Below are 11,380 nucleotides of genomic sequence, written 5' to 3' on the forward strand. Positions count from 1 at the left end.
CGGATACCGGGACAGCGACTACTTCTTCCTGAAGATACGAGCCGCTTTTCCCGGTAATGCGCGATGAACCTTTTTTAATGCTGTGCCAGGACTCAGGCCTTGGCCTCGCCTGTCCAGAAGCGCTCATCCATCTGCATCTGCGACATCGCTTCGGCGCGGTTGATCAGCAGCGCTGCATATTCCAGCTGAGTTTTGTCCTGGGTGGTACGACGGATGTTCTCCGCCTTCATCTGCCAGTTCAGTGAGAAGTGGCGCAGGGCATCGCGGGCGTCCTCGATGTGGGTGTCCTGCATCAGATCTGCGGGCAGGTCGCCACTGAGCACCCAGTAACGCTTGCCACTGCCACTCTCCATAATCTTCCAAAGGGCCAGGAAGGGGGGCAGTACCCGGCACTCCTTGTCATACACCTTGCCCGGAATCAGGCCCTTCTCCGCCATATGACGGTTGGCCTTCTGAAATTGAGTCCGGATCCACTCCTGCTCCTGCTGGGGGGGCTGTTGTTGTTCTGTCATTGCCTCTTCCTTCTTGCTACTGCCGTATACCAGTCAACTTTTGCGCAAAGGGGTCAGCAGTGTGATCTATGTCAACTTTGCTTGCCATTTGACACCCCTTCAGGCCCTGGTTCGACTTGGCGCACCAGTGTCTCGCTGGTATGGTGGCGACCATAATCACATATAAGAAGGCCTGAAACAAAGGCAAACTGCACAGGGAGCAAGCCAGTGTCCATTTTCGAGCACATCTCATTTGATGAACATGAGCACGTCATGTTCTGCCACGACAAGGCCTCAGGCCTTAAAGCGATCATTGCCGTACACGACACCACCCTGGGTCCAGCCGTCGGCGGCTGCCGCATGTGGCCCTACGAGAGCGAAGAGGACGCCATCAACGACGTACTGCGCCTCTCCCGTGGTATGACCTATAAGAACGCCCTGGCCGGCCTGGAGTTTGGCGGCGGTAAGTCGGTGATCATCGGCGATCCCAAATCCGACAAGTCCGACGCCCTGTTCCACGCCTTCGGCCGTGCCGTTGACTCTCTGGGTGGCCGCTACTACTCCGCCGAAGATGTGGGGATCAACACCTCCGACATCATGAAGGCCCATGAGGTCACCCCCTACATGTGCGGCCTGGAAGGCCAAAGTGGCGATCCCTCTCCCTTCACTGCCCTGGGCACCTACCTGGGCATCAAGGCTGCGGTGAAGCACCAGCGCGGCCTGGACAGCCTGGAAGGGATCAAGGTTGCAGTGCAGGGCCTGGGCCATGTGGGCTTCGACATCTGCCGTCACCTGCACAAGGCTGGCGCCGAACTGATCGTCTGCGACCTCAGCCCTGAGCAGCTGGACCGCGCCGCCACCGAGTTTGGCGCCACCGTCGTGGGTCTGGACGAGATCTACAGTCAGAACGTCGACGTCTACTGCCCCTGTGCCCTGGGCGCCACCGTCAACGACACCACCATCCCCCAGTTGAAGGCCACCATCGTTGCCGGTTGTGCCAATAACCAGCTGGCGGAACCCCGTCACGGTGAGATCCTCAAAGAGAAAGGGATCCTCTACGCCCCAGACTATGTGATTAACGCTGGCGGCATCATCAACGTCTCCTTCGAAAAGGACTACGACGCCGAACTGTCTGAAGCCAAGGTGCGTAAAATCTACGACACCCTGCTGACCATCTTCGCCAAAGCGGACGAAGAGGGCAAAACTACCGGTGAAGTGGCGGACATCATGGCCCGGGAGATCATCGCCCAGGCCCGCGCCGCCAAGGCGTAACCGTCTGAAATAGTTACGCCCCGCCAAGCGGGGCGTTTCTGTTTCTGGCCAGGGTCAACACCGGCCGAAGATGATTTAAAGAGATGTAACACACTCTGGGCCCCGTCACCTTGGTTTCCCAGAGTCTGAATGTTACTCTTGCTCCCTAAGTTTGACTAAAGCGTTCCCGATTCTATGCCTCAAATCTCTCAACCCGGACACGCCGACATCCACCGCTGGCTGGAAGCGATGCAGGTGGAGTTCTACCTGTGCGGCGCCTGCGACGGTTTTCACCTGACCAAGATGCAGGAGCGCCCCGGCGTGTTCGACAGTAAGCTGGAGCTGATTGAGGAGCAGGGTCTGCTGCAGTTCAGCACCTCCATGGAGTTGCGCCCCGCCACCCTGTTCAAGCTCTACAGCGAACTGGGTGAGCTGAACAACAGGCATAATGAACTGAAGATTTTCGTCGAACTGATGGATGACACCCTGCCAAAGCTGGTGATCAGCAGCCATGTTCGTACCGCCGCCGGCCTTACCGAAGAGCAGTTTGCCGATTTCGTCGGCTTCCACAGCGATGTGAAGGTGCAGCTGTTGAAGTGGATCCATGAGCAGGGCTACGCCCTGCCGGAAGACAGCGACGAAGAGAGTCACGCTGCCCCGGAAGTTGAACTGGGGCACCAGCACCTGCTTCACTAAGCGACAGACATTAAAAAAGGCTCCGAAAGGAGCCTTTTTTGTATCCCTAGCCTGGAATCAGGCGACCTTGGCAGAGACCAGGGCCTTACCCGCCTCGTTCACCAGGCGCAGGCCCTCGCCATCACGCTCGATGGTACCCTCGCAAGGCATCAGCACCGGACGCTGGAACTGGAAACTGGCGCTGGTTACCGGCTCGGCGACGCTGGCGAGCATCTTCGCCACCATGAACATGCCATGGGCGATGGGCGCCTCGAAGCCGAAAGGCTTGGCGGTCAGGCGGTGCAGGTGGATGGGGTTGTAGTCACCGGAGATGGCTGCGTAACGGCGGGCATCACTCTCCTGCATCATCAGGCTGGATACCGGTTTCCAGTCATAGGCCACCCGGGGCTCACGGGCAGGACGACCGCGCTTGCGGGGACCTTCAAGCTTGAGCAGGCAGCGGCTGACGTAGCTGGCGGTCAACTCACCCTCATGGCGAAACTCACCGAGGAGTTCAAACTCCAGACCCTTGATGGTCTCCTGCTGGTCACCCACCTTCAGGGTAAACTGATAGCTCTTATCCAGGCTCATGGGCTGGTGCTGCTCAAAGCTCACGCCCAGGTGAATCATGCCCAGAGGCTTGACCGGCACATCCGGCTGGGTCAACAGCATCAGTTGCACAGGCTGAGACGCAACAAACATGTAGCTCAGAGGCAGGCTGCCCTTGGGAAAGCCGCAGAAGGTGTTGTACTTCTCCAGCTTGCCGGCATCAAAACGAAAATCCTGAATCTCAATCGCCTTCTCGGGCAGCTGCGCCGGAGGCGTACGCTTAAGAATGGCTCGGGCAATCAGTGGGATCGTCGTGGGGATCTGGTTGGCGTGGTATTGAAGCACTGTCATTCCTTCAGAAGGTTCTCTTAAGTGGCATAATTACTCTAAACAGAACAGGATACCGACTTTCCCGGAGCAGATGGACAGACCAGTCGGGATTCTGAGTATAGCCTAAGCATAAAAATGCCGCCGAACTCATTGAGTTTGGCGGCATTTCTTATAAACAAAGACGATTTTAAAATTAGAAGGCGCGCTGACTGGCCTGATCGCTGTACTTGGCCATGCTCGCCTCCCCCAGGGAGATGCCCTGGGCGGCCTGCTCCTGCAACCAGTCAAACATCGCCTTCACCGCCGGCGTGTCTTTTCGATCCGGGTGGCAAACCAGGTAGTAGCGCTGACCTGCAGGCACGAAGGACTCGATGGGCACCACCAGGTTACCCGCCTCCACCTGGGGCGCCACCATGCTCCAGCGTCCCATGGCGACACCCTGTCCGGACATCGCCGCCCGGTAAGCCAGGTCTGCCCGGTTGAAGACAAAGCCCCTGTCCACTGAGAGCCCCTCTATCTCCGCCAGCCGGGCCCAGTATTGCCACTCGGTGTAGAAACCGGAGCTCTGCCAGGCGGTCTCATCGTGCAGGAGCAGGCACTGGGCCAAACGCTCAGGGCTGTCCCACAGCTCATTGACGTCGGCATACTCCCGGCTGCACACAGGCACCAGGCTCTCCTCCATCAGGTCAGTACCGTAGAGGCCGGAAGTCAGGTGATCGGAATAGTAGACCGCCAGGTCCACAGATTCATGCTGAAAATCGGTGGCTCTGGACTGGGCGCGAACCTGAAGGGTCAGGCGGGGGAACTTGGAGTGCAGGTCACCGAGGCGCTCGGCCAGCCAGCATCGGGCAAAGCTGTGGGGCACGGCGATACTCAAAGTGGAGGAGAAATCCTGCTGCTTGAGGTCGCGGATGGCGATCTCCAGGCTGCCGAGGGACTGATCCAGCTCCGCCAGAAGCCCTGCCCCCTGATCGGTCAGCTGCAGCCGACGATTGAATCGCAGGAACAGCTTGAAACCCAGCTGCTCCTCCAGCTTCTTGATGCGATGGCTCACGGCGGATTGAGTGAGGTAGAGCTCCTCCGCCGCCTTGGTGAAACTCAGATGACGGGCCGCGCACTCAAAACAGTGCAGCGAAGAGAGTATCGCGCCGTTTAACATAGTCACCTCGGATTAACTGGATTAATTCGAGGATAATGATAATTCGCTGTCAGGGAGGCGCAAGGCTAAGTACTATGCAAGAGTCGACAGCGGGACAGGGTTCACAAAACCAGTGAGTGAACCCATCGAGTTAGCCCTTTGTTCCGCTGCCGGGCCCGGTCAGACAGTGCTCCCTTACCTACTGTTCTGATCGCGTCGACCGCGTCATATACAAGGTGACAAGGTCGCCGGCAGAGTGGTGATACGACGTTATCCCCTCTGCTGTGCCCCACCCCCTCCATTCCCTCAGATTATTCAAATTCAAGCAAAATCGTGATCCAGGTTCGGGCGGACATTTTTTCGCCGTGACAAAGATCACCCTTTGAGCCTGAGCAAATCGCCTAGAGATCAAAAAAGGCGCCGAAGCGCCCCTTGATTCAAGCCATGCCAACTTAGCCGACTAAGTCGAACAACGCCTCCAGTGGATGACGGGGCCGCTGCTTTTCATGGCGCTTCACCTGGGAGCGACAGGAATAACCGGACACCAGCACCTCCTCGGTGGCCGCTTCGATGGCGGGTTTCCAGGAGAGGTCATAGAGATCTTTGGAGATGGCCAGATTGCCCCTCTCATGACCAAAGGTGCCGGCCATACCACAGCAACCACCGGCCTGATGGATCAGCTCACCGCCAAAGTGGCCGAACAGAGTCTGCCACTCGGCCACCGCCTGGGGGCGGAGACTGTTCTCGGTACAGTGGGTCATCAGCTTGTAGACCGCCTCCCCCTTTGGCTTTTGTGGCCAGCGCTCAAGCTGAGTCACCAGGAACTCGTTGAGTAACAGCACCTGGAAGTCACCCCGGGCATCACCCAGCACCAGGTTGTACTCATCCCGATAGGTGAGCACCAGCGCCGGGTCCACCCCCACCAGAGTCACCCCGAAGCTGGCCACCCGGTTCAGCGCCCGGGCGCTGCGAGTGGCCGTCTCGGTGAACTTATCCATAAAGCCTTTTATGTGCTGCGGCTTGCCGTTGGGCTGGTAATCCATCACCCGCACCCGGTAACCCAGGGCCTGCAGCAACTGAGCGGCGCGCTCAACCACCACGGCATCGTAGTAGCTGGTGAAGGGGTCCTGAACAATCACCAGGGTGTTGGCCAGTTCCTCATCGCTCAGCCTGGTCAGCTCCGCCTCGTCCAGGCGCAGCTCCGCGGGCAGACGTTGGGCCAGGGTGGGCACCGACAGCGCCGGGGTGTCCACATAGCCAAACAGCTTGCCGGCCGCCCAGCCAGACAGCGGATTTTGGGTCATCAGGTTCACCAGGCGAGGCACCTTGGCCATCCACCCCAGGGCCGACTCGATGCCGGCCACCAGATAGTCCTTGGCCGGCCTCAGGTAGCGCTTGTGGTAGAGGTGGAGGAAGCGGGCACGGAAGTCAGGCACATCCACCTTAACCGGGCAGCCGCCGCTGCACGCCTTACAGGCCAGACAGGTCTGCATCGCCTCATAGAGCTCATGGGAGAAGTCCTGACGCTTGTGCTGGCCCAGGCTGGCCTTGATGCGCTGACGCAGGGAGGCCACGGGCACCGCGTCCAGGTCGGCGGTGTTCACCCCCTCCTGCTCCAGCAGCCTCAGCCACTCGCGCATCAGGGTTGCCCTGCCCTTGGGCGACCAAACCCGGTTGCCAGTAACCTTGTAGGAGGGGCACATGGGGTTGTTGGCGTTGTAGTCAAAACAGAGGCCATTGCCGTTGCAGCTGATCGCCTTATCGAACTGGCTGCGGGCTGCCTGCGGCAACTGGCGGTCAAAGCTGCCCCGTTTTATCTCATCGATGCTGTACACATCCTCCTGAGACTCAAAGGGGGTGCAGATCTTGCCTGGGTTCATGCAGTTGTGTGGGTCAAACCAGCCCTTGATGCGACGCAGGTCGTCGAACAGTTCACCGAAGACCGCCGGACCATACTCGGAGCGCACCCCTCGACCATGCTCGCCCCACATCAGTCCGCCGTACTTACGGGTCAGGGCTTCCACCTCATCGGAGACTGTGCGCAGCAGGGCTTCATCTGCCGGGTCGCACATGTCCAGGGCGGGGCGCACGTGCAGCACTCCGGCGTCCACATGGCCAAACATGCCGTATCTCAGCTTATGACCATCGAGCAGGGTGCGGAACTCGGCGATAAAGTCCGCCAGCTGCGCCGGCGGCACCGCGGTGTCCTCGGCAAAGGCGATGGGCTTGCGGGCGCCCTTGGCATTGCCCAGCAGGCCCACCGCCTTCTTACGCATCTGGTAGACCCGGGCAATCTCCCCCTTGTCCAGGCAGACCCGGTGGCCCAGCACTCCCTTGGCCCCCTCGGCCAGCAGCTTCTCCAGATTGGCCAGCTTGGTCTCCACCTCGTCACGGGTTCCGGCAAACTCCACCATGTTGATGCCGGCCATCGCCTCGTCGAAAGCGCTGGGCACCAGCTCGGATACCTGGTGCCAGATGATGTCATCCTTGGCCAAACCCAATACGGTGGAATCGATGGTTTCTACCGCGGTGGCCTCGGCCGCCACCATAATGGGGGCGTGGCGCAGGGCCGAATCGAAGCTGTCGTAGCTGATGTTCACCAGGGCGCGATCGGTAGGAATCTGGGTAAGATCCAGTTTGGCGCTGACCACAAAAGCCAGGGTTCCTTCACTGCCACAGATAAGGCGGGTCAAATCCAGGGTGTCGCTGTCCGCATCATAGGCGTGACGCAGATCATAGCCGGTCAGGAAGCGGTTCAGCTCTGGGAAGGTCTGCTTGATCTGGGCCTGCTTGTCGCGGCACAGGGTCAACACCGCCTCCGCCAGTTCCCTGGCGCGACCGGTCAGGGCCTGGCGGGCCTCGGCGTCCCAGGGGCCTGTCGTCAGCAGAGTGCCGTCATCCAGCACACAGGTGACACCCAGGACATGATCCGAGGTTTTGCCATAGACCAGGGAGCCGGCGCCGGAGGCGTCGGTGCTGATCATGCCGCCAATGGTGGCACGGTTGGAGGTGGAGAGATCCGGGGCAAAGAACAGACCGTGGGGGCGCAGGGCGTCGTTCAGGGCGTCTTTGACCACACCACACTCCACCTGAACACTGCGCTGCTGGGTATCAATGTCAGACACCCCCTGGAAGTGGCGGCTGGTGTCCACCACCAGGCCGAAGTTCAGGGCCTGACCGTTGGTGCCGGTGCCGCCGCCACGGGGAGCGAAGTGGATCCCCTTAAACGCCGGGGAAGCCGCCAGGCGCAACATCAGCTGCAGGTCGTGGGCATCCTTGGGGTAGACCACCGCCTGAGGCATAAACTGATAGACACTGTTGTCCACCGCCATCGCCAACCGGGCGCTGTAGCTGAGATCGATCTCGCCACTAAACCCCTGTTGGGCCAATTGTTCCGTAAAATTCTTATAGCGCGCGTCCAGTGTCTGCGCTGTAGGCAATGATGGGATCATTCGACCGCAAGTCCCCAGATGAATACTTGCTCGAATCATATAAAAAAAGGGGGCGCTTTAGCAGCGCCCCCCTCATTATTCTAGTATTGACCAGAGTTATTTCTTAGGCAGAGTCTTGCCCAGGTACAGCCAGGTCTCTACTACGGTGTCTGGGTTCAGGGACACAGAATCGATCCCCTCTTCCGCCAGCCAGGCCGCGAAATCTTCGTGGTCGGAAGGACCCTGGCCACAGATACCCACGTACTTGCCGCGAGCCTTGGCCGCCTGAATCGCCATGGAGAGCAGAGCCTTCACCGCGTCGTTACGCTCGTCGAACAGGTGGCTGATGATGCCGGAGTCACGGTCCAGACCCAGAGCCAGCTGAGTCATGTCGTTGGAGCCGATGGAGAAGCCATCGAAGTGATCCAGGAACTGGTCAGCCAGCAGGGCGTTAGACGGCAGCTCGCACATCATCTGTACCTGCAGACCATCTTGACCACGCTTCAGACCATTCTTGTCCAGCTCGGCAATCACGCCTTCCGCCTCGCCCAGGGTACGAACGAATGGAATCATAATCTCGACGTTGGTCAGGCCCATTTCGCCGCGAACACGCTTAATGGCTTCACACTCCAGGGCGAAACAATCGCGGAAGGAGTCGTCGATGTAACGGGACGCCCCACGGAAGCCCAGCATTGGGTTCTCTTCCTCGGGCTCGTAACGGTCACCACCCACCAGGTTGGCGTATTCGTTGGACTTAAAGTCAGACAGACGAACGATTACGCGCTTGGGGTAAACAGAGGCAGCGATACAGGATACACCTTCCGCCAGACGGGCGATGTAGAACTCAACCGGGTTGGCGTAGCCCGCCATCAGCTCGTCGATCTCCGCCTTCACGTCGGCTTCCTGATCGTCGTAGTTCAGCAGCGCCTTGGGGTGCACACCGATCATGCGGTTGATGATAAACTCCAGACGAGCCAGGCCGATACCTTCGTTAGGCAGACGACCGAAGTCGAAGGCGCGGTCGGGGTTGCCCACGTTCATCATGATCTTCATGGGCAACTCAGGCAGGTCGTCCACGCGGGAAGTGGTCACGGAGAAGCCCAGCTTGCCTTCGTAGATGTAACCGGTGTCACCTTCGGCACAGGAAACGGTCACTTCGCTGCCGTTGGTGATCTTGGCGGTGGCGTCGGCACAGCCTACTACCGCAGGAATACCCAGCTCACGGGCGATGATCGCGGCGTGACAGGTACGGCCACCACGGTTGGTTACAATGGCGCTGGCACGCTTCATGATCGGCTCCCAGTCGGGGTCGGTCATGTCGGTCACCAGAACGTCACCGGGTTGGATCTTATCCATATCTTCGATGGAGTCCAGAACCTTGGCCACACCGGCACCGATCTTATGACCGATGGCGCGACCTTCGGTGATCACCTCGCTGGTACCTTCCAGGTTGAAACGCTCCATCACCTGGGCGTCTTCGTTGGAGCGTACGGTCTCAGGACGGGCCTGTACGATGTACAGCTTGCCGTCGATGCCATCTTTGGCCCACTCGATGTCCATTGGACGACCGTAGTGCTTCTCGATGATCATCGCCTGCTTGGCCAGCTCCAGCACCTCTTCGTCGGTCACGGAGAACTGCTTCTGCTGTGCGGCATCCACGTCGATGATCTCAACCTGCTTGCCGTGCGCTTCGTCACCGGAGTACACCATCTGTACCAGCTTGGAACCCAGGTTACGGCGTAGAACTGCCATGTGGCCCTGAGCCAGGGTTGGCTTGTGTACGTAGAATTCGTCAGGGTTTACCGCACCCTGTACCACCATCTCACCCAGACCGTAGGCGGAGGTGACAAATACCACATCTTCGTGGCCTGACTCGGTGTCGATGGAGAACATCACACCGGAAGAGGCCTTGTCAGAACGCACCATGCGCTGGATACCAGCGGACAGAGCCACACCGCGGTGGTCATAGCCCTGGTGAACACGGTAAGAGATGGCGCGGTCATTAAACAGAGACGCGAATACGTGCTTGATGGCCACCATCACGGCATCGATGCCGCGAACGTTCAGGAAGGTTTCCTGCTGACCGGCGAAGGACGCATCGGGCATATCTTCTGCGGTGGCGGAGGAGCGAACCGCGAAGGACGCGTCTTCTGCGCCACCGTGGTTCAGCTCGTTATAGGCTTCCTTGATCGCCTCTTCGAGGGCGGGCTGGAAGGGGGTATCGATGATCCACTGGCGGATCTCGCCACCGGCCTTGGCCAGGGCGTTAACGTCATCAACATCCAGGGTGTCCAGAACGGTGTGGATACGCTCGTTCAGTCCACTTTGCTCAAGAAACTCATCATAGGCCTCCGCAGTGGTAGCGAAACCACCGGGTACCTGAACGCCGGCGTTTGCCAGGTTGCTGATCATCTCACCGAGAGACGCATTCTTACCGCCAACTCGGTTGACGTCGTTCATGCCAAGTTCTTGGTACCAGAGTACATATTGGGTCACTGTTCTGTCCTCACAACCTCAGATTTATTATGACACCCCTTCCTACGGGGTCGCTGGCATCATACACTGGGCCCAAATAGCCATAAAAGTCTAATTTTTATTGTAATTTTATTACTACATGAGGCCCGGATGACCCGCAAAGTATTCTACATCTCCGACGGAACAGCCATTACTGCAGAAGTGTTTGGGCACGCGGTTTTGTCCCAGTTTCCAGTGGATTTCGAACAAAAAACCATCCCATTCGTGGAAACTCTGGCGAAAGCTGAGGAAGTTCGGAACCAGATCAATGACTGTTTTATTACGACGGGAGAGCGTCCTCTGATCTTTCACTCCATTGTGAACCCGGAGATTCGCGCCATCATCTACTCCTCGGAAGGGCTGGACTACGACTTCCTGAACACCTTTGTCGCCCCCCTAGAGCAACAACTGGGAATCAAGGCAGACCCCAAGGCCCACAGAACCCACTCCATGGCCAACGAGTCCTACAACGCCCGCATCGACGCCATCCACTACGCCATGGACAACGACGATGGCGTCACCCTGAAGAACCTGGACGAGGCGGATGTGATCCTGATTGGCGTCTCTCGCTGCGGCAAAACCCCCTCCAGCCTCTATCTCTCCATGCAGTTCGGCATCAAGGTGGCCAACTACCCCTTCATTGCCGAAGATATGGAAAACCTCAAGCTGCCGCCTGAGCTGAAGAAGTATAAGAAGAAGCTGTTTGGTCTCACCATCAACCCTCAGCGCCTGACAGAGATCCGTCAGAGCCGGCTGGCCGACTCCAAGTACGCCTCCGCCCGTCAGTGCCGGATGGAGGTAAAAGAGGTGGAGCTGCTGTTCAAGAAGGAGAAGATCCCTTTCCTGAACACCACCAACAACTCGGTGGAGGAGATCGCCACCAAGATCCTGTCGGAAACCGGGCTGGAACGGAGCATGTTCTGAACCCTGACCCGTCCTAAAATACGTTGACGGTTTTTGACTAAGCCAGTTGTCAGTGACAACTGGCTTTTCTATGCACC

8 protein-coding genes are annotated in these 11,380 nt (G+C 58.7%); 3 read left to right on the top strand and 5 right to left on the bottom strand.

Translation table 11 applies throughout. The features are described from left to right. Nucleotides 1–92 precede the first annotated feature (92 nt). The gene (locus ACN0RV_RS19285; protein ID WP_417350161.1) at nucleotides 93–512 is read right to left on the bottom strand and encodes a DUF4826 family protein; all 420 of its coding nucleotides are present in this window, start codon (nucleotides 510–512) and stop codon (nucleotides 93–95) included. A gap of 207 nt (nucleotides 513–719) precedes the next feature. Between ACN0RV_RS19285 and ACN0RV_RS19290 the strand changes: the two genes are divergently transcribed. Together ACN0RV_RS19290 and ACN0RV_RS19295 are read left to right on the top strand one after the other, a co-directional pair. Beyond that, nucleotides 720–1,763, top strand: a complete 1,044-nt coding sequence (locus ACN0RV_RS19290) for a Glu/Leu/Phe/Val dehydrogenase dimerization domain-containing protein (protein ID WP_417350162.1) — start codon at nucleotides 720–722, stop codon at nucleotides 1,761–1,763. Nucleotides 1,764–1,937: 174 nt separating this feature from the next. Then, the gene (locus tag ACN0RV_RS19295; protein WP_417350163.1) at nucleotides 1,938–2,438 is read left to right on the top strand and encodes a YbjN domain-containing protein; all 501 of its coding nucleotides are present in this window, start codon (nucleotides 1,938–1,940) and stop codon (nucleotides 2,436–2,438) included. A gap of 57 nt (nucleotides 2,439–2,495) precedes the next feature. Here the strand turns inward: ACN0RV_RS19295 and ACN0RV_RS19300 are convergent, their stop codons facing one another. The 4 genes from ACN0RV_RS19300 to ppsA form a co-directional block, all read right to left on the bottom strand. After that, nucleotides 2,496–3,317 (bottom strand): MaoC family dehydratase, encoded by an 822-nt coding sequence (locus ACN0RV_RS19300; protein ID WP_417350164.1) that lies wholly within the window; start codon nucleotides 3,315–3,317, stop codon nucleotides 2,496–2,498. 172 nt (nucleotides 3,318–3,489) lie between these two features. Then, complete coding sequence (gene dsdC, locus ACN0RV_RS19305) at nucleotides 3,490–4,455, bottom strand: DNA-binding transcriptional regulator DsdC (protein WP_417350165.1); 966 nt, start codon at nucleotides 4,453–4,455, stop codon at nucleotides 3,490–3,492. A gap of 431 nt (nucleotides 4,456–4,886) precedes the next feature. Beyond that, complete coding sequence (locus ACN0RV_RS19310; RefSeq protein WP_417350166.1) at nucleotides 4,887–7,886, bottom strand: FAD-binding and (Fe-S)-binding domain-containing protein; 3,000 nt, start codon at nucleotides 7,884–7,886, stop codon at nucleotides 4,887–4,889. A 96-nt stretch (nucleotides 7,887–7,982) separates the two neighbouring features. Continuing rightward, nucleotides 7,983–10,361 (bottom strand): phosphoenolpyruvate synthase, encoded by a 2,379-nt coding sequence (gene ppsA, locus ACN0RV_RS19315; RefSeq protein WP_417350167.1) that lies wholly within the window; start codon nucleotides 10,359–10,361, stop codon nucleotides 7,983–7,985. Between the two features lie 129 nt (nucleotides 10,362–10,490). On the opposite strand from ppsA, the gene ACN0RV_RS19320 reads away from it, so the two are divergent. After that, nucleotides 10,491–11,303, top strand: a complete 813-nt coding sequence (locus tag ACN0RV_RS19320) for a pyruvate, water dikinase regulatory protein (RefSeq protein WP_417350168.1) — start codon at nucleotides 10,491–10,493, stop codon at nucleotides 11,301–11,303. The last annotated feature ends 77 nt before the right edge of the window (nucleotides 11,304–11,380 follow it).

Source organism: Ferrimonas sp. (assembly GCF_048263965.1).
Taxonomy (GTDB): domain Bacteria; phylum Pseudomonadota; class Gammaproteobacteria; order Enterobacterales; family Shewanellaceae; genus Ferrimonas.

Coding starts and splice junctions, on each gene's coding strand:
- ACN0RV_RS19285 (WP_417350161.1), bottom strand. CDS start 512: ATGACAGAACAACAACAGCCCCCCCAGCAGGAGCAGGAGTGGATCCGG.
- ACN0RV_RS19295 (WP_417350163.1), top strand. CDS start 1,938: ATGCCTCAAATCTCTCAACCCGGACACGCCGACATCCACCGCTGGCTG.
- ACN0RV_RS19300 (WP_417350164.1), bottom strand. CDS start 3,317: ATGACAGTGCTTCAATACCACGCCAACCAGATCCCCACGACGATCCCA.
- dsdC (WP_417350165.1), bottom strand. CDS start 4,455: ATGTTAAACGGCGCGATACTCTCTTCGCTGCACTGTTTTGAGTGCGCG.
- ACN0RV_RS19310 (WP_417350166.1), bottom strand. CDS start 7,886: ATGATCCCATCATTGCCTACAGCGCAGACACTGGACGCGCGCTATAAG.
- ACN0RV_RS19320 (WP_417350168.1), top strand. CDS start 10,491: ATGACCCGCAAAGTATTCTACATCTCCGACGGAACAGCCATTACTGCA.